The organism is Streptomyces sp. NRRL S-1022, from assembly GCF_000720135.1.
Classification (GTDB): Bacteria; Actinomycetota; Actinomycetes; order Streptomycetales; family Streptomycetaceae; genus Streptomyces.
The window spans coordinates 15061-39503 of the sequence record NZ_JOIU01000004.1 but is presented as its reverse complement, the minus strand read 5'-3'; the positions used below and the strand labels follow the sequence as shown (position 1 = coordinate 39503).

General features: G+C 73.9%; 20 protein-coding genes and 1 pseudogene. 11 read left to right on the top strand and 10 right to left on the bottom strand.

The annotated features are described in order from the left end of the window. Positions 1-73: 73 nt before the first annotated feature. Positions 74-1240: a serine hydrolase domain-containing protein gene (locus IG05_RS0104860; protein WP_030339452.1), complete on the bottom strand. Its 1167-nt coding sequence runs from the start codon at positions 1238-1240 to the stop codon at positions 74-76. A gap of 311 nt (positions 1241-1551) precedes the next feature. Here IG05_RS0104860 and IG05_RS0104855 point away from each other — a divergent pair, with 311 nt between their 5' ends. Further along, a complete protein-coding gene (locus IG05_RS0104855) occupies positions 1552-3336 on the top strand; it encodes a M4 family metallopeptidase (RefSeq protein WP_030339450.1) in 1785 nt (594 codons plus the stop codon). A gap of 83 nt (positions 3337-3419) precedes the next feature. Here IG05_RS0104855 and IG05_RS0104850 read toward each other — a convergent pair whose 3' ends face one another. The 4 genes from IG05_RS0104850 to IG05_RS0104835 form a co-directional block, all read right to left on the bottom strand. After that, positions 3420-6380, bottom strand: a complete 2961-nt coding sequence (locus tag IG05_RS0104850; protein WP_030339448.1) for an ATP-binding protein — start codon at positions 6378-6380, stop codon at positions 3420-3422. A 61-nt stretch (positions 6381-6441) separates the two neighbouring features. Next, on the bottom strand, positions 6442-6792 hold the full coding sequence (locus tag IG05_RS0104845) for a UBP-type zinc finger domain-containing protein (protein ID WP_030339447.1): 351 nt from the start codon (positions 6790-6792) through the stop codon (positions 6442-6444). Beyond that, positions 6789-8240 carry an ATP-binding protein gene (locus IG05_RS0104840; protein WP_030339446.1) on the bottom strand — a complete coding sequence of 484 codons (1452 nt, stop codon included), beginning with the start codon at positions 8238-8240 and terminating at the stop codon, positions 6789-6791. The genes IG05_RS0104845 and IG05_RS0104840 overlap by 4 nt, the downstream gene beginning before the upstream one ends. Then, positions 8237-9913 (bottom strand): FAD-dependent oxidoreductase, encoded by a 1677-nt coding sequence (locus IG05_RS0104835; RefSeq protein WP_030339445.1) that lies wholly within the window; start codon positions 9911-9913, stop codon positions 8237-8239. The genes IG05_RS0104840 and IG05_RS0104835 overlap by 4 nt, the downstream gene beginning before the upstream one ends. A 257-nt stretch (positions 9914-10170) precedes the next feature. Here IG05_RS0104835 and IG05_RS0104830 point away from each other — a divergent pair, with 257 nt between their 5' ends. Then, positions 10171-11037 (top strand): universal stress protein, encoded by an 867-nt coding sequence (locus tag IG05_RS0104830; protein WP_030339444.1) that lies wholly within the window; start codon positions 10171-10173, stop codon positions 11035-11037. Between the two features lies 1 nt (position 11038). Here the strand turns inward: IG05_RS0104830 and IG05_RS0104825 are convergent, their stop codons facing one another. The 3 genes from IG05_RS0104825 to IG05_RS0104815 all read right to left on the bottom strand — a co-directional run bounded on the left by IG05_RS0104825 (position 11039) and on the right by IG05_RS0104815 (position 13790). Beyond that, complete coding sequence (locus IG05_RS0104825) at positions 11039-12274, bottom strand: DUF4032 domain-containing protein (RefSeq protein ID WP_030339443.1); 1236 nt, start codon at positions 12272-12274, stop codon at positions 11039-11041. Between the two features lie 58 nt (positions 12275-12332). Continuing rightward, positions 12333-13079: an MBL fold metallo-hydrolase gene (locus IG05_RS0104820; RefSeq protein ID WP_030339442.1), complete on the bottom strand. Its 747-nt coding sequence runs from the start codon at positions 13077-13079 to the stop codon at positions 12333-12335. An 81-nt stretch (positions 13080-13160) separates the two neighbouring features. Continuing rightward, positions 13161-13790 (bottom strand): alpha-ketoglutarate-dependent dioxygenase AlkB, encoded by a 630-nt coding sequence (locus tag IG05_RS0104815; RefSeq protein WP_030339441.1) that lies wholly within the window; start codon positions 13788-13790, stop codon positions 13161-13163. A gap of 146 nt (positions 13791-13936) precedes the next feature. Here IG05_RS0104815 and IG05_RS0104810 point away from each other — a divergent pair, with 146 nt between their 5' ends. After that, entirely contained in the window at positions 13937-14557 is a 621-nt protein-coding gene (locus IG05_RS0104810) for a TetR/AcrR family transcriptional regulator (protein WP_030339440.1), read from the top strand. Further along, positions 14554-16266, top strand: a complete 1713-nt coding sequence (locus IG05_RS0104805; RefSeq protein ID WP_234335765.1) for an FAD-binding dehydrogenase — start codon at positions 14554-14556, stop codon at positions 16264-16266. Before IG05_RS0104810 ends, IG05_RS0104805 begins: the two co-directional genes overlap by 4 nt. A gap of 2 nt (positions 16267-16268) precedes the next feature. Here the strand turns inward: IG05_RS0104805 and IG05_RS0104800 are convergent, their stop codons facing one another. Continuing rightward, positions 16269-16616: a DUF488 domain-containing protein gene (locus IG05_RS0104800; protein WP_030339438.1), complete on the bottom strand. Its 348-nt coding sequence runs from the start codon at positions 16614-16616 to the stop codon at positions 16269-16271. Positions 16617-16779: 163 nt separating this feature from the next. Here IG05_RS0104800 and IG05_RS0104795 point away from each other — a divergent pair, with 163 nt between their 5' ends. The 5 genes from IG05_RS0104795 to IG05_RS0104775 all read left to right on the top strand — a co-directional run bounded on the left by IG05_RS0104795 (position 16780) and on the right by IG05_RS0104775 (position 22179). Further along, positions 16780-18189 carry a M1 family metallopeptidase gene (locus IG05_RS0104795; RefSeq protein ID WP_030339437.1) on the top strand — a complete coding sequence of 470 codons (1410 nt, stop codon included), beginning with the start codon at positions 16780-16782 and terminating at the stop codon, positions 18187-18189. 72 nt (positions 18190-18261) lie between these two features. Continuing rightward, positions 18262-18996 carry a L,D-transpeptidase family protein gene (locus tag IG05_RS0104790; RefSeq protein ID WP_030339436.1) on the top strand — a complete coding sequence of 245 codons (735 nt, stop codon included), beginning with the start codon at positions 18262-18264 and terminating at the stop codon, positions 18994-18996. A gap of 20 nt (positions 18997-19016) precedes the next feature. Continuing rightward, positions 19017-19724, top strand: coding sequence for a response regulator transcription factor (locus IG05_RS0104785; RefSeq protein WP_030339435.1), 708 nt, complete (start codon positions 19017-19019; stop codon positions 19722-19724). A gap of 95 nt (positions 19725-19819) precedes the next feature. Then, the gene (locus IG05_RS0104780; protein ID WP_030339434.1) at positions 19820-21643 is read left to right on the top strand and encodes a sensor histidine kinase; all 1824 of its coding nucleotides are present in this window, start codon (positions 19820-19822) and stop codon (positions 21641-21643) included. Between the two features lie 86 nt (positions 21644-21729). Next, positions 21730-22179 carry a DUF6098 family protein gene (locus IG05_RS0104775; protein WP_030339433.1) on the top strand — a complete coding sequence of 150 codons (450 nt, stop codon included), beginning with the start codon at positions 21730-21732 and terminating at the stop codon, positions 22177-22179. 17 nt (positions 22180-22196) lie between these two features. On the opposite strand, the gene IG05_RS0104770 is transcribed toward IG05_RS0104775, so the two are convergent. Continuing rightward, entirely contained in the window at positions 22197-22448 is a 252-nt protein-coding gene (locus IG05_RS0104770; RefSeq protein ID WP_030339432.1) for a WhiB family transcriptional regulator, read from the bottom strand. Between the two features lie 402 nt (positions 22449-22850). Between IG05_RS0104770 and IG05_RS49025 the strand changes: the two are divergent. After that, positions 22851-23055 (top strand): annotated as a pseudogene (locus IG05_RS49025) (amino acid transporter); the annotation flags it as partial. A 64-nt stretch (positions 23056-23119) separates the two neighbouring features. Then, entirely contained in the window at positions 23120-24439 is a 1320-nt protein-coding gene (locus IG05_RS0104765) for an MFS transporter (protein WP_107051295.1), read from the top strand. The last annotated feature ends 4 nt before the right edge of the window (positions 24440-24443 follow it).

Sequence of the window (24443 nt, the reverse complement as noted above, 5' to 3'; positions counted from 1 at the left end):
CCCCCCGGGGACCGCCGGCTGCCCGGACGTCCCGACCGGAGCGTCCGGGCAGCCGGCAGCGCCGCGCGCGTGACTAGCGCCCGGCCGCCTGCGGCTTGCCGCAGAACGCCGATTCCAGGGCACCGGCCAGCGTGTCCAGCACCTTGCCGTTGTTCGACGTGGTGGCCACGGCCGTCAGGCTCCGCCCGCCGTCCTTCGTGCTGAACGCGTACGTGTAGTACCCCTGCACCGCACCGGTGTGCCCGTACACCGACACCCCGCAGGTCAGGTCGCGCCGCCGCAGCCCGAGTCCGTACGCCGTCGTGCCGTTCAGCTTGGTGAACCGCTCCATCTCCGCCAGCCGCGCCGCGGACATCAGCTTCCCCTTGAGCAGGGCGCTGTAGAAGACGTCGAGGTCGTGCGCGCTGGAGATGATCGCCCCCGCGCTCTGCGCCCAGGAGACGGTCTGCGCGGTCGCGTCGACCAGCGGCGCGCCCGCCGTGTCCGGCGTCAGGTAACCGCGGGCGTACCGGCCCGGGATCGCGGTGTCCGGGTGGACGTAGAACGTGTCGTTCAGCTTCAGCGGCCCGATGATGCGGTTCTGGTACGCCGTCCCCACCGGCTGCCCGGTGAGCTTCTCGATGAGGAGCCCGGCGACGACGAAGTTGGTGTTGGAGTACGAGTAGGCGGCACCCGGGGCGTTGGTGCGCGGCTTCTTCAGGGACAGGGCGACCAGCTGGCGGTAGGTGAAGACCTTCGAGCGGACCGCCTCGAAACCGGAGACGCTGCTGGCGAACATGTCGTTCGTGTAGTCGTACAGCCCGCTGCGGTGGCTCAGCACGTGGCGTACCGTGATCCGGTCGTCGGGCAGCAGGCCCGGCAGATAGCGGTTGACCGGCGCGTCGAGGGCGAGCCGGTTCTCGTCGGCGAGCTGGAGCAGTACGACGGTGGAGAAGGTCTTGGTGACGCTGCCGATCCGGAACCGGTCGTCGGTGCTGATGGCGCGTCCGGTGGCGCGGTCGGCGACGCCGCGGGTGAGCCGGTACGTCGTGCCGTGGTCGTCGATCCGGGCCAGCGCGCCCGGCGCGCCCTGGGCCACCGCCGAACGCAGCACCGCGGCCACCCCCGCGGTGTCCGGCGCCGGCAGCGCCGCGACCGCCGGGGTGTCCGGACCCCCGGTCGCCGCCTGCGCCGGGACCGCGAGCAGCGACAGCGCGACCGCTCCGAGGACCGCGCCCCGTCCCACCGTTGCTGAGACCATCCCCTACCCACTCCCATCGGTCCGGGTGTTGATGCGACATCGGTCACATCCCGCCCTGGGAACCTAGGGGATGGAGGCATCGTCTCCACAGCCGACACACAGTTGGTGATCCCGCGATCACTCCGTGGCGCCCATTCGTAAAGGATTGCCCTAGAAGTTCGCGAAATGGATCATTCCGGCTTTACGTGCCCATGACTGATCCGCAAGGGTGGGCCCCGGGGGTCATACCAACCCCCGTGGCGCGCAACTGCGCCATGTCTCAAGGCGGTTGGTCACCCCGGCCGCCTTCGAACGAAGGAACCCTGATCAGATTGCGTAGACCGCACATACGCACCGTGGCGGTCGCCGTCGCGGTGGCGACGGCTGCCACGGGCCTGGCCGGTACGGCCTTCGCGGGTCCCTCCACGGGGGTGGAGCGGTCCGCCGCCTCCGCCACGAGCGCCACGGTGGTGGTGGAGGCTGCGCGTACCGCGGCCTTCGCGCACGCCTCGGCGACCGGCGTGTCGAAGGGTGACGTCCTGCACGCGCAGGACGTCATGATCGACCCCGAGGGTGCCCGGCACGTCCGCTTCGTCCGCACGCACAACGACCTGCCGGTGCTCGGTGGCGACCTCATCGTCCACCTCGACCGGGGACTCGGCTACACGGGCGTGACCCGTGCCGCCGACCACGCCGTCAAGCCGGCCGCCGTCAAGGCCAAGCTGACCGCGGGCCAGGCCGCCGCCAAGGCCGCGAAGGCGGCCAAGGGCGACGCGGGCAGCGCCCAGCTCGTGCTGGACGCCCGCGACGGCGCCTCCGCGCTGGCCTACCAGGTCACCGTCACCGACAAGGACAACTCCCGCACGGTCGTCGTCGACGCGGTCACCGGCAAGGTGCGCAGCAACACGCCGACCCGGGACGAGTTCCTGTCGCCGAAGCTGCTCGACGCCCTGCGCGAGCGCGGCGAGACCGTCGACCCGGCCACCGGCGCCGGCTCCGCCTCCATCCCGTCCGGCCTCGTCGGCTCGGGCGCCACCGGTGCCGCGGCCTACCCGTCGGCCGCCAAGGGCACCGGCAAGACCCTCTTCGTGGGCACCGTCGGTCTCACCACCACGCAGACCTCGCGCGGCCACTACCAGCTCAAGGACCCGAACCGGTACGGCACCGAGACGCGGGACGCCAAGGGCTCGTACACGGAGAAGTTCAGCGCCGGTTCGAAGCTGACCAACACCACCAACGTGTGGGGCAACGGCAAGACCACCAGCCGGGTCAGCGCCGCCGCCGACGCCCAGTACGGCATCACGAAGACGCTCGACTTCTACAAGAGCACCTTCAAGCGCAAGGGCATCGCGAACAACAGCAAGCCCGCGCAGGCGATGGTCCACTGGGGCAAGAAGGTCGCCAACGCCTTCTGGGACCCGACCTGCAACTGCATGCTGTACGGCGACGGCGACGGCGACATGTTCAAGAAGCCGCTCGTGGTCCTCGACGTCACCGGTCACGAGCTGACCCACGGCGTGGTCGAGGCGACCGCCAACCTGCAGCCGACCTTCGTCGACTCCGACGGCAACCAGTACGGCGAGCCCGGCTCGCTGAACGAGTCGCTCGCGGACATCTTCGGCTCGAACGTCGAGTTCTACGCCAAGAACACGAAGGACACGCCCGACTACCTGATCGGCGAGAAGCTGGGCCTCGCGCAGAAGTTCCTGCGCCGCCTGGACCACCCCTCGCTCGACAAGCTTGAGGGCACCATCGACTACTGGTCGGCGGACACCTACTACACCGAGGTGCACGCCGGTTCCGGTGTCTCGTCCCACGCCTACTACCTCCTCGCCGAGGGCAGCGGCAAGAAGACGATCAACGGCGTCAACTACAACTCGCCGACGTACCACAACATCGCGGTCAAGGGCATCGGCCGCACCAAGGCGACGGCCATCTACTACCGTGCGCTGACCCGCTACATGGTCTCCACGACCGACTTCCACCAGGCGCGCATCGCGACCCTGAAGGCGGCCAAGGACCTGTACGGCGCGAACAGCACCGAGTACAAGACGGTCGACAAGTCCTGGTCCGCGGTCAACGTCACCGCCGCCAACACGCCGCGCGCCCACCACTGACGGACGCCGCAGCACACCCGCACCACCGGATGCCCCGCCTCGCGCGGGGCATCCGCACGTCCGGGGGCGGCCCCGCCGGCGTATCACCCCGACCCGGCCGGCTCCGGTGCGATCAGGCCCCGGCGGTAGGCCACCGCCACCGCCTCCGTACGGCTCGCGGCACCGAGCTTGGCGAGGATGTTGGACACGTGCACGCTGGCCGTCTTGCCGGTGATGAACAGCTCCTCGCCGATCTGCCGGTTGCTGCGCCCCCGCGCGAGCAGCCGCAGGACGTCCCGCTCCCGCGCGGTCAGCGGAGCCGGATCGGCGTACGACGTCCCGGCCCCGAGGCGGCCCCGGCGGACCAGCGTGTCGATGTCCGCCAGCAACGGCGCCGCGCCCAGCCCGGCCGCCGTCTCCCGGGCCAGCCGCGCCTGTTCCGCCGCCTCCGCCCGCCGCTCCACGGCCAGCAACGCCCGCGCGTACCGCAGCCGGCACCGCGCCTGCTCGTAGCCGTCGCCGTACCCGAACGCGGCGACCACCTCCGCCCAGGCCGCCGGGTCCGGTCCCGACACCACGGTCGCCCACTCCGCCTCGGCGCGGGCCAGCCAGGCCTGTCCCTCCGGCCCCTGTACGCGGCCCGCCTCGTCCTCACCGGCCGTGGCCCGCGCCAGCTCCACCAGCTCGGCCGCGAGATCCGCCCAGCCGGCCGGGTCCGAGTCGGTCCCGTCCGTCCGGCGTGAGTCCGTGACCCGGTCGGCGACCGCCGCGAGGCACATCGCGGCCAACCGGACCGCGACACCCGGCCGCCGCGTCGTCCCGTCACCGAGGGCCGCGACCGTCGCGCGCAGCCGCGCGACCGCGCCCTCCGCGTCGCCGTTCCGCGCGGCCGCGTCGGTGAGCACGATCCCGGCGACCAGCGTGCCCATCCAGTCGAACGGCCCCTCCAGCAGCGCCCGGGCCCGGTCCACGGCGCTCTCCTCACCGCGGGCCAGCGCCACGTACAGGGCGGGAGCGATCGCGAAGGCGCCGCCCGCCCCGGGCAGCCCCGGCTCGGCCTCGGCCGCCGCGCGCAGGCACTCGTCCCAGCGGCCCAGCGTGTACAGGACCAGCAGCTGGAGGTAGCGCAGCTCCAGCGGATACACCGCGGACAGCAGCCCGGCCCGGCGGGCCCGGTCCAGGCCGTCGGCCAGCACCGGCAGGCACTCCGCCAGGTCACCGGACTCGAAGGCGCCCATCGCCAGGTGGAACAGCGCGCGCGTCTCCACCGGCGCGTTCCCGGCGTCGCGGGCCAGCTCCCGGGCCCGCCGCAACCGCTCCCGGCCCTCCGGGGAGCGCCGGCCACCGCCCTCGGTGACCGCCAGGGAGATCAGCAGATCGGCCTGGGCGCCGGTCACGCCCAGCTCCTCGGCGACCCGCAGGGCCTGCCGGCCGACCCGCAGCGCGGTCGCGTCCTCCCCGATGTGCCGGGCCGCCGCGACATGCGTGGCCGCCGCCCACACCCAGGTCCGCGACGGCGGATCGGCGGGGATCATGCCGAGCGCCTCGCTGCTGTAGCGGAACGCCGCCGTCAGGCGGTCCACGGCCAGCAGGTTCCCGGCCAGCGTGTAGCGGACCCGGGCGGCCAGCTCGCCGTCGGTGTCCTGGCCGACCCCTTCGAGCGCCGTCCGGGTCAGCGCGACCGCGCGGTGGAACTCGCCGGCGTGGGCCGCGGCGGCCGAGGCGCGCAGGGTCAGGGTGACCCGGTCCATGCCCTCCCCGGCGGGCCGGGCCGGCGCGGGCACCGACGGCCACAGGTCCAGGGCGGCCTCCAGGTGCCGCAGCTCCTCGGCGGGCGCGCCCAGCCGCCGGGCGTGGTCGGCGGCCTCCACACAGGCCCCGAGCGCCGCCGGCAGGTCGTGGCTCTCCCGGGAGTGGTGGGCGCGCTCGGCCGCGGTCTCCGGGGCGCGGCCGACGGCCGCGAGGAGCCGCGCGTACGCGCCGTGCAGCCGGGACCGCTCGCCGGGCAGCAGGTCGGCGTAGACCGCCTCACGGGTGAGGGCGTGCCGGAAGGTGTAGGTGCCGTCGTCCCCGGGGAGCAGCAGCTGGCGACCGACGGCCTCCCGCAGGGCCGCCTCCAGTTCGTCCTCGGGCAGCCCGGCCGCCTCGCGCAGCAGGGCGTCCCGCACCCGGCGGCCGGCCACGGCGGCGGTCCGCAGCACCTGCTGCGCGGTCTCGGACAGCTGCTCGACCCGGATGAGCAGCAGGTCGGCGAGCCCGCTGGGCACCCCGCCCGAGCAGGTGCCGGCCGCGAGGAGCTCCTGCGCGTAGAAGGCGTTCCCCTCCGCGCGGGCCACGATGCCGCCCACGACGGCGTCCGGCAGCGGACGGTCCTCCAGCGCCCGCACCAGCCGGGCGACCTCCGGGTCCGGCAGGGGCCGCAGCTCCAGGCGCTCCACGGCCGGCAGCCGGACCAGTTCGGCGAGCAGGGGCCGCAGCGGGTGGCGGCGGTGCAGGTCGTCGGCGCGGTAGGAGGCGAGGATCGCCAGCCGGCGCTCCGGGGCAGCGCCGGGCCGGTGCGGCACGCCCCGGCTGAGCAGGAAGCGCAGCAGGTCCCGGGAGGACTGGTCGGCCCAGTGCAGGTCCTCCAGGACGAGCAGCAGCGGGGCCACCCGGGCCAGGTCGGCCAGCAGCCCGGCGACGTCCTCGAAGAGCCGGAGCCGCCCGTCCGGGCCGCCGGCCGCGTCCGGCCCTGCGCCCAGCAGCCGGTCCGCGGCCGGATGCGCGGCCAGCACGGCCGTGAACCGCTCGTCGGCGGCGAGCACTCCGAGGATCTCGGTGAACGGCAGGTAGGGCAGGCCGACGTCCCCGAGGTCCACGCAGTGCCCGGTGACGACGGTCGTGCCCGCCCGTGCCGCCCGCCCGGCCACCTCGTCCAGCAGCCGCGTCTTGCCGACCCCGGCGTCCCCGGCGAGCAGCACCGCTCCCGCGGCTCCGCCCCGGGCACGCTCCAGCACGCCCGTGAGCCGGGCCAGTTCCTCGTCCCGGCCGATCAGCGGCGCTGTGGTGAAGGCGGTCTGCGACACGGCCTCATCCTGTCACGCGCCGCCGACGGCGCCGCCGCGGGCCGTGCCGCCCGCCGCGGCCTCAACGCAGCGTCCGCGCCCAGTCGTCCGGCACCCGGCCCGCGGGACCCGGCGCCGGCTGGTCGGCGGGATGCCCGGCGGGGGGCGCGAGTTCGGGCCCGGAGGAGTACAACTCCTCGGTGGCGTAGTTCCAGAACCAGCCCTCGCCCGGCTCGAAGCTGCGGATCACCGGGTGCCCGGTGGCCCGGTAGTGGGCGGTGGCGTGCTTCGCGGGGGAGTCGTCGCAGCAGCCGATGTGCCCGCACTGCGCGCACCGGCGCAGGTGGAACCACCAGCCGCCCGCCTCCTCGCACTCCGCACAGCCCGTGCCGCTGGGCGGGACGCCGGGGTCGATTCCTTCGATGTCGGTCATTCCGGCTCCTCGTCGGGTGTCTCGGCGGTCAGGGGCAGCAGCACCTGGAAGCGGGTGTCGCCGGGCACGGACTCGACCCGCAGGGTGCCGTGGTGCTTGTTGACGACGATCCGCCAGGAGATGTCCAGGCCGAGCCCGGTGCCCTCGCCGACCGGCTTGGTGGTGAAGAACGGGTCGAAGATCCGGTCCTTGATCTCCGGCGGCACACCGGGACCGGTGTCCCGGAACTCCACCAGCAGCAGCTCGTGGTCGAGTGCCGTCCGCACGGTCAGCGTGCCCTGGCCGCCCGCGCCGTTCATGGCCGAGACGGCGTTGTCGACGAGGTTCGTCCACACCTGGTTCAGCTCCGCCGGGTAGGCCGGCACCGCCGGGAGTGTCCGGTCGTACTCCTTGACGACCTCGATGCCCGGTCCGATCTTCCCGGAGAGCATCAGCAAGGTGCTGTCGAGGAGTTCGTGCACGTCCACCACCCGGTACGGGGCCCGGTCCAGCTGCGAGTACTGCTTGGCCGCGTCGACCAGGTGCGAGATGCGGGTGGTGGAGTCCTCGATCTCGCTCATCAACAGCTCGGTCTCGACCGTGTAGTTGAGCCAGCCGACCGCGTTCGGCAGGATCTCCTCGCCCACCGCCGCCGCGACCTGCTCCAGCCAGTCCACGTCGAGTCCGGCCTGCACGAAGGTGGGCGCCACCTGCCAGCCCTGGGTGAAGCCGTGGTCCTCCAGCCAGTCGCTGAGCGCGTCCTCCCGGTCGCTGGCCTCCAGCGGGCTGAGCACCGGCGCCTTCGCCACCCGTTCCGCGGTGCGCTCCTGGATCTCGACCAGGCTCGCCAGGCAGTCGCGGGAGAAGGGGCCCTCGGCGATGAGGGCGAGCTTGTGCCGCATCTTCGCGACCCGCTCCCGCAGGGTCGCGGTGGCCCGCACCGCCGCGGCCGCGGGGTTGTTCAGCTCGTGCGTGAGCCCCGCCGACAACGAGCCCAGCGCCAGCAGCCGTTCCCGCTGCCCGATCATCGCCTGGGTGTTCTTCGTCCCGAAGAACAGGCCCTCCAGCAGGTGCACGGCCATCGGGAACCATTCGCGCATCACGTCCGCGAAGAGGTCCGCCGGCAGCACGAAGAACCGCGTCGGCTCGGTGACCCGCATGGAGTTGTTGTAGACCTGCCGCACCCGGTCGCCGAGGTACGCCTGCATCGCGCCCGCGTACACCCCGGGCTGCGAGGTCCGGGTCACCTCCACGTCGTCACCGCCGACCCGGCGCGACAGCACGACCGTGCCCTCGATCATCACGAAGAAGCAGGTGGCCGGGTCGCCCTCGGTGTACACGGGGCCGGGCTGGAACAGCTCCACCCGGCCCTGGGCGCACAGCCGGCCCAACTGCTCGGCGCTGAGCTTCTCGAAGAGGAACAGCGAGCCGATCTCCTGCGGGCTGCACGCCACGATCTGCCCGCTCATGACTGCTCCAGGTACCGGTGGACGAGCATGACGGCCATGGCTCCCTCCCCGACGGCGGACGCGACACGCTTGGCGGACTCGGCGCGCGCGTCGCCCGCGACGAACACGCCGGGAGTGCTGGTCTCCAGGTGGTACGGGGGCCGGTCCAGCTCCCAGCCGGCCGGCGGACGCCCCCCGGCGGCCAGATCGGGCCCGGCCAGGATGAAACCGCGCTCGTCGCGCAGCACCGTCCCGCCCAGCCAGTCGGTCAGCGGGGCGGCCCCGATGAACACGAACATCCACTGCGCGTCGACCAGTTCGGTCTCCCCGGTCACCGTGTGCCGGAGCGTCAGCTGCTCCAGGTGGTCCGAGCCGTGGGCCCGGTCGACGACCGTGTGGCAGCGCACCGAGATGTTCGGGGCCTCGCCGATCTGCTGGATCAGGTAGTGCGACATGGACGCCGACAGGTCCGGGCCGCGTACCAGCAGCGTCACCGACTTCGCGCCCCGGGACAGGTACATCGCCGCCTGGCCCGCCGAGTTGGCGCCGCCGACGATGTACACGTCCTGGCCCTGGCAGGAGGCGGCCTCGGTCAGCGCCGAGCCGTAGAACACCCCGCAGCCGGTGAGGTCGGTGCAGCCGGCGGCCTCCAGCTGCCGGTACTGCACCCCGGTCGCGAGGATCACGCTGTGCGCCGCGATCGCCGAGCCGTCCGCGAACCGTACGACCCGTGCGGCGCCGTTGACCTCCAGGGCCGTCACCTCGCGGGCGGTCAGGATCTCCGCGCCGAACCGGGCCGCCTGCCGGCGCGCCCGGTCGGTGAGCTGGGCGCCGGACACCCCGTCGGGGAAGCCGAGGTAGTTCTCGATCCGGGAGCTCTGCCCGGCCTGTCCGCCGGTCGCCGACCGCTCCACCAGCACGGTCCGCAGGCCCTCGGAGGCGCCGTACACGGCCGCGCCGAGCCCGGCCGGCCCACCGCCGATCACGATGAGGTCGTAGAAGTCGGCCGTCGGTGTCGTCGCCAGGCCGACCTGCGCGGCCAGCTCCGGTGCCTCGGGCTCGACCAGGACCGTGCAGTCCGGGGTGATCACCAGCGGCAGCCGTTGCCCGTCCTGTCCGGCCGCCGCCAGCAGCCGCTGCCCCTCCGGCTCCTCCACCGAGTACCAGCGGTACGGCACCTGGTTGCGGGCCAGGAACTCGCGCACGTCCGAGGAGCGCGCCGACCAGCGGTGCCCGACGACCTTGGTGCTGGGCACCGGCTTGTAGGCGCTGCTCCGCCACGCGTCCAGCAGGTCGTCCAGGACCGGGTAGAGCTTCTCCTCCGGGGGGTCCCAGGGCTTGAGCAGGTAGTGGTCGAGGTCGACGACGTTGATCGCGTCGATCGCCGCGTTGGTGTCCGCGTAGGCGGTCAGCAGCACCCGCCGCGCCCCCGGGTACACGTCGAGGGCCTGCTCCAGGAACTCGATGCCGTTCATCTGCGGCATCCGGTAGTCGGCCAGGATCACCGCCACCAGGTCCCCGCGCAGCTTCAGCTCGCGCAGCGCCTCCAGCGCGGACTCGCCGGACTCCGCGCGCACGATCCGGTACGACTCGCCGTAGCGCCGCCTGAGGTCGCGGGCGACGGCGCGGGAGACCCCCGGGTCGTCGTCCACGGTCAGGATGACGGTCCGCGCGGTCTCGGCGGCCTGTGCCATACGTCTCCCCACCCGAGTGTCGGATCCCCGCCCGGCGTCGTGGGGACCACCGCGCCGGTTCCAGGCCATCGTATGTTCGGCCGACCGGGTTCCGCTTGTCCGACGGAGACCACCGCTTGCCCCACAGCGACCATCGGGCGCGGCTGCTTGCCGGGAACCGGCGCGGCGGTCCCGCGGAGAGATCATCATGACCGTGTGCACCGGCGCCCGGCAGCGGGCACCGGTGTCCCGAGGACGCGACGACGAGGAGATCACGGATGACACACCCGATCACGGCAGGGGTGGACGGCACGGAGGAGAGCCTGGCCGCGCTGGACTGGGCGGCGAGAGAGGCCGTGCGCCGGGGCCTGCCGCTGCGCGTGGTGCACGCCTGGCGGTACGCCGAGGCGCTCGCCACCGCCGACCGCGACACCCAGCACGGGTGGGTGTCGGAAGGGGTGACGGAGGCCGTGCGCGCCGTCTCCGGGCGGCATCCGGGCCTGACGGTGACCACCGACGTGGTCGAGGGCGCAGCCGCGCAGGCGCTGGCCGGGGCGGCGGCCGGGTCCGAGATGCTGGTGCTCGGTTCACGCGGCCACGGACCCGTCGTCGGGTTTCTGCTGGGCTCGGTCGGCCAGCAGGTGATCGCGGAGGCGGAGCGGCCCGTGGTGCTGGTGCGGGCCGGGGACCAGCCCACGGCGGAGGCGGCGGGCCGGGACGTCGTGGTCGGTCAGCACGGCGGCCCCGAGGACAGCGCGGCGGCGCTGCGGTTCGCCTTCGAGACGGCGGCGGCCCGCGGCGCGGCCGTCACCGCCGTCCGCGCGTGGACGCTGCCGCCGGTCTTCGCCTACAGCCCCGGTTCGCTGAAGCTGCTCGACGACGCGGGCGGTCTGGAACCGTACGAGCGGCAGGCGCTGGGCGAGGCCCTCCAGCCCTGGCGCGAGCGGTTCCCCGAGGTGTCCGTCGCCGAGCACGTGGAGATGGGCAGCGCCGGACAGGTGCTGCTGTCGCTGGCCGGCCGGGCCCAGCTGATGGTGGTCGGCCGCCGGGCCCGCCGTACGGCGGTCGGCGCCCGGATCGGCTCGGTGGCGCACGGGGTGCTGCACCACGCCGAGTGCCCGGTGGCCGTCGTCCCGCACGGGTGAGCTACTCCGGCGTGGTCGGCTCCAGGGTGGTCCGCGCCTTCGGCAGGACGTGGTCGATGTAGTCCTCGACGGCGGTGTCGAGCCCTATGTCGTGCTGCGCGCGCTCGGACAGGTACCAGCGGTGTTCGAGGAGTTCGTGGTAGATCTCGGCCGCGTCCATGGAGCCGCGCAGCTCCGGCGGCACCGCCCGCACGGTCGGCCGGAACACGTCCCGCACCCAGCGGTGCGCGAGCACCTCGGGCCGGGCGGCGAGGGGGTCGCCGGGCGCGTAGTCGTCCTGGGTGGCCATCCAGCTCTCCAGGTCGTTCAGCAGCCGCCGCGCCTGATTCTCCTCCGTGTCCAGGCCGGTCAGCCGCAGCAGCTGCCGCTGGTGGTGGCCGGCGTCGACGACCTTCGGCACGAAGGTGACTGTGTCGCCGTTCGAGGAGTGCTCGATCTGCATCTCGGCGACGTCGAAGCCGAGGTCGTTCAGGCGGCGGATCCGGCGCTCGATGTAGTGGTACTTGCCCGCCGGGTACACCGAGGTGCGGGTCAGCTCCTGCCACAGCCCCTGGTAGCGGGTGCAGATCTCGTGGCCGAACTCGACCGGGTCGACGGACGGGTGCAGCGCGCCGGACGCCTCCAGGTCCAGCAGCTCGCCGCTGATGTTGACGCGGGCCAGGTCCAGGTCGTAGTCCCGCTGCCCGGGGCTGAGCCGCGGGTGCAGGTCGCCGGTCTCGGCGTCGACCAGATAGGCCGCGTAGGCGCCCGCGTCCCGCCGGAACAGGGTGTTGGACAGCGAGCAGTCGCCCCAGGCGAAACCGGCCAGGTGCAGGCGGACCAGCAGCACGGCGAGGGCGTCCATCAGCCGGTGCATGGTGGCCGGGCGCATGGTCGTCTCGAACATCGACCGGTACGGCATCGAGCCGCGCAGGTGCCGGGTGATCAGCACCGGCTCCAGCGGGGCGCCGGAGGCGTCGGTGCGGCCGGTGACCACGGCGAGCGGGTCGACGGCGGGGATGCCGAGCCGGTCCAGGTGGCGCAGCAGCTCGTACTCGCGCAGCGCGGGCCGTTCGGCCAGCTCCTTCACGGCGACCACCTCGTCCCCGGCGTGCGCGTAGCGCACCACGTGCCGGGAGATGCCGCGGGGGAGCGGCACGAGGTACTCCTCGGGCCACTCCTCCAGCGGGGTGTCCCAGGGGAGGGCGAGCAGCAGCGCGGGGTGCTCCGGGTTCGTGGCGTTGATCTGCAAGGCCATGACCCGAACCCTAAGGCCCCGCGTGCCTGTTCGAGGAGCCCGTCGGCGCCCGGAGCCGCTAGGCGGCCCGCTCCCGGGCCCGCTCGGCCGCGGCCCGCACCGAGCCGTGGTGGACGGGGCCGTGGCCGGGCAGCAGGGTGTCGCCGGCGAGGGCGCCGATCACGTCCAGCGAGGCCACGACCCCGGCGCGCTCGTGGTGGAAGAAGTCGTGCAGGATCTGCGGGCCATCGACGCGCGAGGTCGCGTGCCCGCTGACCAGGGCGTCGCCGGAGATGACGATGCCCGCTGCGGGGAGGTGGTAGACGCAGTGGCCGTCGGTGTGGCCGGGGGTGTGCACCGGCACGGGCCGGCCGGGCAGGTCCAGCGGCCCCTCGCTCGGGAACGGCTCGGGCGCGGTGACCGGGTTGTGCCGGGTGCCGCCCACCTGGATGACGTGCCGCGCCCAGGAGACCACACCGGGCCGCCAGGCGTTGCGCACGACGTCGCCGATGGTGGCCTGCTGGAGGAAGTCCCGCCGGGCGTGCGGCACCTCGGCCGGGTGCAGGTACACCGGGGTGCCGTGGGCGGCCCGCAGGTACTCGGCCGAGCCCAGGTGGTCGTTGTGCGCGTGGGTGATCAGTACGGCGGCGACCGCCTCCGGCGAACTGCCCACCTCGGCCAGGGATTCCAGGACTCCCTGGCGGTCTCCCGGATAGCCGGTGTCCACCAGGGTGACGGCGTCCCCGTCCTTCAGGATCACCCAGTTGACGTGGTGGCCGTGCACCAGGTAGATGCCGTCGGCGACTTGGTGTACCTCTGCCCGCATGTTCTCTCCGAGCCCGTGTCCGACTGGTCGTGGGGGACAGCCAACCAGATCCGTCCCGGCCCCGTGCAAGGGCCCGCCCGCTCAGTGCACGCCGTACGGCCGGAACTGGACGCTGATGCGCGGGCCGGCGGCCCGGCTGGTCTTGGGGACGCAGTGCTCCCAGGTGCGCTGGCAGGAACCGCCCATCACGATGAGGTCGCCGTGGCCGAGGGGCCGGCGCAGCGTGCCGCCGCCTCCGCCGGCCGGGCGCAGCAGCAGGTCGCGGGGGGCGCCGACGGAGAGGATCGCGACCATGGTGTCCTCGCGGGCACTGCGCCCGATCCGGTCCCCGTGCCAGGCCACGCTGTCCCGGCCGTCGCGGTAGAAGCAGAGTCCGGCGGTGGTGAACGGCTCGCCCAGCTCCTCGGCGTAGTGCCGGGACAGGGCGGCGCGGGCCTCGTCCAGGACCGGGTGGGGGAGCGGGTCCCCGGCGCCGTAGAAGGCCAGCAGGCGGGGTACGGCCACCACGTTGTCGTACATCCTGCGCTGCTCCGCCCGCCACGGCACGTCCGCCGCCAGTCGTCCGAACAGCGTGTCGGCCCCGCTCAGCCAGCCGGGCAGGACGTCGATCCAGGCACCGGCGCCGAGCACGGTCCGGCGCAGCCCGTCGAGCGGGCCGAGCCGCAGCTCGTCGGTCTGGTCGAACAGGGAGCCCTGGAGGTGCGTGGCCATGAGGCCAGCGTACCCCTTAATCGAAAGTACGTTCCCATGCGATCAAGGGGGCGAGGTCACATCCCTTTCGATACATCGCCGTATCGGATACATTCGCGTATCCAACCGGGGGACCGGCGGGACCGGACGCGAGGAACGGCACACCGATGGACGACACACCGAAACGCGTCACCCGGCGCCGGGCCCGCACCCGGGCCAGGCTGCTCGACGCCGCGTTCGCCGTCTTCGCGGCCAAGGGCTTCGGACGGGTCTCCATCGAGGAGGTCTGCGAGGCCGCCGGGTTCAGCCGGGGCGCCTTCTACTCGAACTTCGCCACCCTGGACGAGCTGTTCTTCGCCCTGTACCAGGACCGCGCCGACCTCATCGCCGCCCAGGTGGCCGACGCGCTCGCCCAGGACGGGCCGGACCTGGACGTGCCCGCCTCCGTGGACCGGGTCACCGAGGTGCTGCTGCTCGACGTCGACTGGCTGCTGGTCAAGACCGACTTCCTGGTGCACGCCGCCCGTGACCCGGCCGTCGCCCGGGCCCTCCTCGACCACCGCGCCCGGCTCCGGCGGGCCGTCGCCGACCGGCTCGCGCGGGCCCGCGGCCACACCGAACTGCCCGCCGTGCTCGGCGACGCCGACGGCGCCGCCCGCGCGGTGGTCGCGGCCTACGACGGCGTGACCACCCAGCTGCTGCTGGACCGGGACGTCGACGCGGCCCGCGGCTGGCTGCGGCACCTGCTCACCGCGCTGCTGACCGAGAGCGGCGCCACCCCCGCATGACTCGAACACGGAAGGACACGGACGCCATGGCCGCCAAGGACGCGGACGTCATCGTCGTCGGAGCGGGCCTCGCCGGCCTGGTCGCGGCACACGAACTCACCAGCCGGGGCCGCCGGGTCGCGCTGGTCGACCAGGAGAACGCCGCCAACCTCGGCGGCCAGGCGTTCTGGTCCTTCGGCGGGCTCTTCCTCGTCGACTCGCCCGAGCAGCGCCGGCTCGGCATCAAGGACTCCCTCGAACTCGCCTGGAACGACTGGCAGGGCAGCGCGCAGTTCGACAGGCTCGCCGACGAGGACTCCTGGGCGGTGCGCTGGGCCCGCGCCTACGTCGAGTTCGCGGCCGGCGAGAAGCGGTCCTGGCTCCAGGGCCACGGCATCGAACTGCTGCCCACCGTCGGCTGGGCCGAGCGCGGCGACCTGCGCGCCGACGGGCACGGCAACTCCGTGCCCCGCTTCCACATCGCCTGGGGCACCGGAACCGGCGTGGTCGAGCCCTTCGTGCGCCACGCCCGGCAGGCCGCCCGGGACGGCCTGCTCACCTTCCACCACCGCCACCGGGTGGACGAACTGGTCATCGAGGACGGCACGGCACGCGGCGTACGCGGCACCGTCCTGGCCCCCGACGACTCCCCGCGCGGTGCGGCCTCCCACCGCGACCGCGCCGGCGACTTCGAACTCGCCGCCCAGGCCGTCGTCGTCACCACCGGCGGCATCGGCGCCGACCACGACATCGTCCGCCGCCACTGGCCCGAGCGGCTCGGCACGCCCCCCGCCCGGATGGTCACCGGCGTCCCGGCCTACGTCGACGGCCGCATGCTCGACATCAGCGCCGATGCCGGCGTCCGGCTCGTGAACCGCGACCGCATGTGGCACTACACCGAGGGTCTGCAGAACTGGGACCCGATATGGCCCGGCCACGGCATCCGCATCCTGCCCGGCCCGTCGTCCGTCTGGCTCGACGCCCTCGGCCGTCGGCTGCCCGACCCCTGCCTGCCCGGGTACGACACCCTCGGCACGCTCAGGTACCTGCGCACCACCGAGGACATCGCCGGGTACGACCACTCCTGGTTCATCCTCACCCGGAAGATCATCGAGAAGGAGTTCGCGCTCTCCGGCTCCGAGCAGAACCCCGACATCACCGCCAAGGACCGGGGGGCCGTGCTGCGCGACCGGCTCCTCGGCAAGGGCGCCCCCGCGCCCGTCCAGGCCTTCCTCGACAAGGGCGCCGACTTCGTCACCGCGGGCAGCCTGGAGCAGCTGGTCGACAAGATGAACGCCCTCACCGGCGAGCCGCTGCTGGACGCGGCCGCGGTGCGCCGCCAGATCGAGGCCCGCGACCTGCAGATCGCCAACCCCTACAGCAAGGACGCCCAGGTGCAGGGCATCCGCAACGCCCGGCGCTACATCGGCGACCGGCTCGGCCGGGTCGCCACCCCGCACCGCCTCCTCGACCCGGCCGCGGGCCCGCTCATCGGGGTCCGGATGCACGTGCTGACCCGCAAGACCCTCGGCGGCATCCAGACCGACCTGGACTCCCGGGCGCTCGGTGCCGACGGCACCCCCATCGAGGGGCTGTACGCGGCCGGCGAGGTGGCCGGGTTCGGCGGCGGCGGGGTGCACGGCTACAACGCCCTGGAGGGCACCTTCCTCGGCGGCTGCCTGTTCTCCGGCCGGGCCGCGGGCCGGCACGCGGCCCGGCACACCGGCTGACCTCAGCCCTCCAGCAGCTCCGCGAGGACGTGCGCGTGGCTCTCCCCGGTCTTCCTGGACGCCGTGAGGAGGGTCACCGTGCCCTTGCGGGCCGACTTCCTGAGACGGTCCAGCAGTTCGGCGGCCGGCGGGGCGCCGAGTTCCTCCTCGTACCGGCTGCGGAACTCCTCGTAGGAGCCGCCGCCGTGGTACCACGCGCGCAGTTCGGTGGACGGGGTCAGTTCTTTCGGCCACTCGTCGACCTGCGCCTCGTCCTTGGCGAGTCCGCGCGGCCACAGCCGGTCGACCAGCACGCGCAGGCCGTCGTCGGGCTCGGGCGGTTCGTAGATCCGGCGCACGCGCACGCTCACGGTCGGGCCCCTCTCGGGTCTGCGGACGGTGCCGCGAGCGTACTGCGCCGGGCCCCGCCCACCCGGCGGCGACGCGGCACGACTTGACCGGAACAAGGGGGAAACCGGGAGCACCCGGCGCCTAGTCTGACGGCCAGTCGATCACCGGCCCCGAGGAGCGCACGTGACGCCACCGCGCAGACAGACCGCCCGCCGCCGTACCGCCGTTCTCGCCACCGTCCCCGTCGCCGTGGCGGCGCTCCTCGGGGCCACCGGACCCACGGCGGCCGGCACCACCGGCGCCCCCGGCGCGGGCGACCCGTACTTCCCGCTCAGCGGCAACGGCGGGTACGACGTCCGCCACTACGACCTGACGCTCGGTTACGACACCGGCTCACGGCGCCTGGACGCCACGGCGGTCGTCACCGCCCGCGCCACCCGGAAGCTCACCCGGTTCGACCTCGACCTCAAGGGCCTGAAGGTCACCGCCGTCACCGTCGACCGCACCGCGGCGGCCTTCCGGCGCGACGGCCAGGAGCTCGTCGTCACCCCGCGCCACGCCCTGCGCGCGGGCCGGGAGTTCCGTGTCACGGTCGCCTACCACGGCACCCCGAAACCGGTCACCGACCCGGACGGATCGGCGGACGGCTGGATCCCCACCGACGACGGGGCGTTCGTCGCGGGCGAGCCGCAGGGCGCGATGACCTGGTTCCCGGTCAACGGCCACCCCAGGGACAAGGCGTCGTACGACTTCACCATCACCGTGCCGAAGGGCCGCACCGCCGTCGCCAACGGCGTCCTGCTCGGACGGCGCACCGCCCACGGCAGGACCACCTTCCGCTGGCGCGAGACCCAGCCCATGGCCGCCTACCTGGCCACCGCCACCATCGGACGGTTCCGGGTCGAGCGGTACACCACCCGCGACGGCATCCAGGTGTACAACGCCGTCGACGCCCGCGAGGCGCGCGCCGCGGCGCCCGTCCTGAAGCAGCTGCCCGCCGTCCTCGCCTGGGAGAGCAGGCTGTTCGGGCCGTACCCGTTCCGGGCGGCCGGCGCGGTCGTCGACCACGCCCCGGACGTCGGCTACGCCCTGGAGACCCAGACCCGGCCGCTCTACGACCGCGCGCCCGACCTCGACACCCTGGTCCACGAGAGCGCCCACCAGTGGTTCGGTGACTCCGTCACCCTCACCGCCTGGAAGGACATCTGGCTCAACGAGGGCTTCGCCACGTACGCCGAGTGGCTCTACACCGAGCAGCACGGCGGGCGCAGCGCCCAGCGGACCTTCGACGCCCTCTACGCCCGGCCCGCGAGCGACGGCCTGTGGGCCTACCCGCCCGGCGACCCCGGCAACGGCGCCCGCATCTTCGGCACCCCCGTCTACGCCCGCGGCGCCATGGCCCTGCACGAACTGCGCCGGGCCGTCGGGGACCGCGACTTCCTCCGGATCCTGCGTGCCTGGGCCACCGCGCACCGCGGCGGACACGGAACCACGGCGCAGTTCAGCAGGCTTGCCGAGAAGACCTCGGGGAAGCAGCTGGACGGGCTGTTCCGCACCTGGCTGTACACGCCGGGCAAGCCGGACAGGCCCTGAACACCGGCGGGTTCGACACCGGACGGCGCCGGTACTGACCAGTTCCAAACAACCGTCCACCACGATCGGATCATGATCCAACGCAGAACCGCCGTCGCCCTCCTCGCCTCCCCGCTGCTGCTCACCGGCTGCGGCGGCGGAGCCGAGGCGACCGAACGCCACACGCCGGCCCGCGGTCCGGCGCCGGCGCCCACCCCCGGGACGTCCACGCGGCCGGAGCCGAAGGGCATACCCGGGCTCGGGCCCGAGCGGACCGCGGCGATACCCGGGCGCTGCGAACAGGCCGTCGTCGTCACCGGCCGGGGCCGCAACTCCCCGCTCTGCACGGTCGTCCTGCACCAGCGCACCGACACCGGCTGGCGGGCCGGACCCGCCTGGCCCGCGCACAACGCGCTGCACGGCTGGAGCGCCCGCCACCTGGCCGGCGACCTGCGCTCCCCGCTCGGCGTCTACACCCTGTCCGACGCCGGCGGCCTGCTCCCGGACCCCGGCAGCAAGCTGCCGTACCACCGCTCGGGCGGATTCCACTCGCCCGGCACCGGCTTCGAGGGCGAGCCGCTGGAAGGCTCCTTCGACTACGTCATCGCCATCGACTACAACCGCAGGCCCGGCACCTCGCCCCTGGACTGGACCCGCCCCCTCGGCGCGGAACGCGGCGGGGGAGTGTGGCTGCACGTCGACCACGGCGGACCCACCCACGGCTGCGTCAGCGTCGCCAAGGCGCACATGAAGGAGCTGCTGCGCACCCTCGACCCCGGCCGGCACCCGGTCGTCGTCATGGGCGACGCCGACTGGCTCGCGCACTGAGCCGCCTAGGATCCGAACTCGTGTGCGCACATGTACTGGTCGCCGAGGACGACGAGAAGCAGGCCGAACTGATCCGCCGCTCGCTGCTGGCCGAAGGCCACACCGCCACGGTGGTCCACGACGGAGCGGCGGCGCTGGACGCCGCCCGCCGGCTGCGGCCCGACCTCGTCGTCCTGGACCTGATGCTCCCCGTCCTCGACGGCTTCGGCGTGTGCCGGGCGCTGCGCCGCGGCGCGCAGCAGCCGGACATCCCGGTGGTCATGCTGACCGCCCGCTCCGCCGAGGACGACCTGCTGCTCGGCCTCGACGTCGGCGCCGACGACTACCTGACCAAGCCCTACAGCCCGCGCGAACTGATGGCCCGTATCCGTACGGTCCTCAGGCGCAGCGGCCGGGGCGTCGGCGCCCGGGGCGAGGATCCGGCCGTACGGGCCGCGGGGATCAGCGTGGACCCGGTACGGCACGAGGTGCGCTGCGACGGGGCACCGGTGGAGTGCACGCCGGCCGAGTTCCAGATCCTGCTGGCCATGGCGGGCGAACCGGAGCGGGTGTTCACCCGGCGCCAGCTGCTGCAGTGCACCCGCGGCTTCGACCGGGCCTCCACCGAACGGGCCGTCGACGTGCACATCATGAACCTGCGCCGCAAGATCGAGCCCGACCCGCGGCGCCCGGTCCGCCTGCTGACCGTGTTCGGCGTCGGCTACAAGCTGACCGGCAGCCGCCCGTGAACCGCGAACGCCCCGGCACGGACTTCGCGGAGGACGGGGAAGCGGCCGGGCGGCGCCGGCCCGCGGCCGGGCGGCGGGCGAACGGCAGGCGGCGGATCCCGTGGCGCAAACGGCTGGTCGTCCGGCTGCTGTTCGTCTCCGCGCTGATCGCCGTCTGCTCGGTGGCCGCGACGGCCTGGCTCGCGGTGACCACCACCACCAGCGCCCTGAAGGAGGAACAGGGCCAGGACCTCGCAGCCGACAACCGCATCCTCGCCCGGCTCAGCGGCTACGCCGCCACCCACGCCGACTGGAAGGAGGTCCGGGCCGCCCTGCGGGAGCTGGCCGCCCGCACCGGCCGCCGGATCGCCCTCACCACCCCCGACCGCACCCTGGTCGCCGACTCCGCGCCGCGCGGCACCCCGCTGCCGCCCCGGCCCGCCGCCACCGTCGACCCGCTGCGCACCGACACCTACACCGAGTCCGGCGCCCAGCTGAGCGGCATCGATCCGCGCGTGGTGGGCCCGTACCGGCTCGCGGCGAAGGACCGCGCCCTGCTGGACGCGCTGGCCGCGAAACGCAAGCGGTGCTACGAGCGCCACGGCCTCCAGGTCACCGTCGTCCGCACCGCGAGCGGCCGGCCGGTGGTCAGCCCCGCGGACGCGGTCGACCCCGCCGAGTACGGCGCCACGGTGTGCGAGGACGGACGGCTCAACACGCCCACCCCGACCGAGCGGAAGGCCCTGACCGCGCTGTCCGGCCTGGCCCGGCCCTGTCTGCACCGGGCCGGAGTGGACCTCGGCGGGCGGCTGTTCCTCACCTTCGACCCCGGCGGCAAGGACCCCCTCGGCGGCGGCTACCTGGTCGCCAAGTCCGCCAGGCTCGGCACCGGCGAGACCGCGCGGGCGGCCCAGCGGTGCCTGACCACCGCCCGCCGCACCCAGCTGGAACCGTATGTCGCCCCGGTGGCGGAGCTGTTCCTCGGCATCGGCGACCAGAACCCGGCCCGCTTCGACATGTCACCGGCCAACAAGGCCAAGGTGGTCGGCGTGGCCGGTCTGGTCCTCGCCGTCACCGTCGCCGTGACCGCCGTGGTCGCCGTCCGGCTGGTGCGGCCCCTGCGGGCGCTCACCCTGGCCGCGCAGCAGCCGCCCGAACTGCATGTGCGGGTGCCGGTGACCACCCGCGACGAGACGGGCATCCTCGCGGAGGCGTTCAACGGCCTGACCGAGCGGCGCGAACGCCTGGAGGCGCAGCGCAAGGCCATGGTCAGCGACATCGCGCACGAGCTGCGCAGCCCGCTCACCAACATCCGGGGCTGGCTGGAGGTGGTCCGGGACGGTGTCGTCGACCCCGATCCGGCCCTGCTGGACTCGCTGCACGAGGAGGCCCTGGTCCTCCAGCGGATCATCGACGACCTGCAGGACCTCGCCGCGGCCGACGCCGGCACCCTGCGGCTGCACCGCGAACCGCTGCGCGCCGGTGACCTGCTCGAACAGGCCGCCGCCGCCCACCGGGTCGCCGCCGACGCGGCCGGGGTCACCCTGCGCACCAGGACCGACGGCGCCGCCTGGCTGGACGCCGACCCGGTGCGGATGCGGCAGGCCCTCGGGAACCTGGTCTCCAACGCGCTGCGGCACACCCCCGCCGGCGGCACCGTCACGCTCGCGGGCCGCCGGGACGGCGCCGACGTCGTGCTCGCCGTCACCGACACCGGCGCGGGCATCGCGCCCGAGGACCTGCCGCACGTGTTCGAGCGGTTCTGGCGCGCGGAGAAGTCCCGCAGCCGCCGTACCGGCGGCAGCGGGCTGGGCCTGCCGATCGTCCGGCACCTGGTCGCCGCCCACGGCGGTACGGCGGAGGTGGCGAGCGAGCCGGGGGAGGGCGCGGTGTTCACCCTGCGCCTGCCGGCCGGTCCGCCGCCCGGCGACGAGTCCTGAGCGCGCGGCCCGTGATCCTGATCCGGTTTCCGGCGCAGGCCGGGGGTACTCCGGTCGCGCACCACGCAGCACAGGGAGGTCATGTCATGAGCGCACCGGAGAATCTGCCGGTTCTGGCCACGCTCTCCGAGGTGGCCCACCTGCTGGAACGGCGGCCGAGCCTGTACGTGCGCTGGTCCAAGGGGCCGGGCGTCGACCTGGACAGGGTCTCCAGCATCGACGAACTGACCGGTGTCCCGATGCCCGGACTGTCCGCCAACCCGCTCGACGTGGAGGAGTGGTGGCAGGACCGGTCGGTCGAGCTGTGGGTGGCCCGCCGCCTGTACGACTACGCGCACCTGCCGCACGACAAGGGCCCCGGCGTCCGTCCCTGGGTCCTGACGGGCCGGGAGACGGGCCGGGGCCCCGACAACGAGCCGCTCGTGGCCGACGTCGAGCCGCTGTGCTGGATCGCCGACGAGGTGATCGACGCGGCCCGGGACGAGGTGGCACGGCAGGAGCGGGAGTGGGGGACCCTGCGCCGCGGTGGACGCTGAGCCCCCCCGGGTGCCGGTCAGCCGGAGCGCGGGCGGGAGCGGGCGCGGCGCCTGAGTGCCCGCCGCTCCAGTTCCGTCGTACCGCCCCAGACGCCGATGCTCTGGGCCGTGTCCAGTGCCCAGTCCAGGCACTGCTCCCGGACCGGGCAGCGCCCGCACACCGCCTTGGCCTGCTGGGCCTGTACCTGTGCCGGCCCGGTGGTGCCGATCGGGAAGAAGAGGTCGGGGTCCTCGTGGCGGCACGCGGCATGTTCGCGCCAGTTGTCCATGGGGGTCTCCTGGTTCGGATCGAAGTCGTCCGTGCGCTGTCGGATGCGTTCCGCATTCGGTCTCCGCATTCGGGTGACCGGTCACGGCGCCGTGAAACGGCTCAACCGATGGGAGATCGGGAAGAAGAGGGCGGGACCGGCCGCTCGGGCGGGGGCGTACCCGGTCAACAGGCCGGGAAGCGGGGCGCGATGAGCACGGGACCACCCGACCGGGCACCGGCCGAGGACAGTTGGGACGGACCGGCCGGCCCACCCGCAGACCACCGGGCCACCGCGCGGCCACGACGTTCCGCCGGCCCCCGCCGAGCGCCCGTCGTGTGACGGTTCACCGGGAGCCGGGAGCCGGGAGCCGGGAGCCGGGAGCCGGGAGCCGGGAGCCGGGAGCCGGCCGGCGAACCGGCGCTCGGTTGCCTGGCCGCCGGCCGGGGGCCGCCGCGCTGGACCTTCGGACTCGGCGCCGCACTCACCGGCCTGTGCTGGTTCGCCGCGCTCGGCTTCGGCGTCCGGCTGCCCGGCCGGTTTCCTGGCCCGGCCGGGCGCCTGGCGGGTGCTGGACGGCCTGGTCGCCGCCACCGTGCCGGCCCTGGGCGCGCCCCCGGTCGCCGGCCCGAGCGGAAATCGTTCGGTGTGCGCCGAGGCCCCTGGAATAGTTAGGCTCTCGAAGCGAAAAGATGTATCGAGCAACCAGGACATCCGTGGACGCGACCGAGAGCAGCAGCACCGAAACCGACACCGACGCCCCGGCGGCGGATCCGCCCCGGCGCGGCTGGCGCCGCTGGGCGATGGACACCCGCCCGCTGCGCATCCCCGCCTACCGGCGGCTGTGGTCGTCGACGATCGTCACCGCCGTCGGCAGCCAGCTCACCGCCGTCGCCGTACCGAAGCAGATCTACGACATCACCCACTCCTCCGCCTGGGTCGGCTACGCCAGCCTCGCGGGCCTGCTGCCGATGGTGGCCTTCGCGCTGTGGGGCGGGGCGGTCGCCGACACCGTCGACCGCCGCAGGCTGCTGCTGGTCACCAACAGCGGTATCGCGGTGACCTCGCTGCTGTTCTGGGCGCAGGCCGTCACCGGGCTGGAGTCCGTCGTCGTCCTCATGGTGCTGCTCGCGCTCCAGCAGGCCTTCTTCGGCCTCAACTCCCCGGCCCGCACCGCCTCCATCGCCCGCCTGGTCCCCGGTGAGCAGCTGGCGGCCGCGAACGCGCTCGGTTCGACGGTGATGCAGACCGGCCTGGTGGCCGGCCCGCTGCTCGCCGGGGCACTGATCCCGGTCATCGGGCTGCCCGAGCTGTACCTGATCGACGCGCTGGCGCTGTGCGTGACCGTGTGGGCCGTGTTCCGGTTGCCCGCGCTGCCGCCACTCGGCGAGGCCGCCCGCCGTGCCGGCCTGCGCGAGATAGCCGCCGGGTTCCGGTACATCTCCCGGCACAAGGTGCTGCTGCTGTCCTTCCTCGCCGACATCGTCGCCATGGTGTTCGGCATGCCCCGCGCCCTGTTCCCGCAGCTGGCGGCGCAGACGTACGGCTCCTGGGGCGAGGGACTCGCGCTCGGTGTGCTGTTCGCCGGCATCCCGGTCGGCGCGGTGCTCGGCGGACTGTTCTCCGGGGTGTTCTCGCGGGCCCGCCACCACGGCTGGATGGTGATCGGAGCGGTCGTCGGCTGGGGCGTGGCCGTCGCCGGGTTCGGGCTGAGCGGGAACCTCTGGGTCGCCGTGGCCTTCCTCGCCGCGGCCGGCGTCGCCGACATGGTCTCGATGGTCTTCCGCGGCGCGATCCTGCTGTCCGCCGCGACCGACGAGATGCGCGGCCGGATGCAGGGGGTGTTCACGGTGGTCGTCGCGGGCGGGCCGCGCCTGGCGGACGTGCTGCACGGCACCGCCGGCTCGGCTTTCGGACCGCGGGCGGCGGTCGCGGGCGGCGGCGCCCTGGTGGTCGTGCTGATGCTGGCGCTGGCCGCCGCCGTCCCGGCGCTGCGCCGCTACCGGATCTGACCGC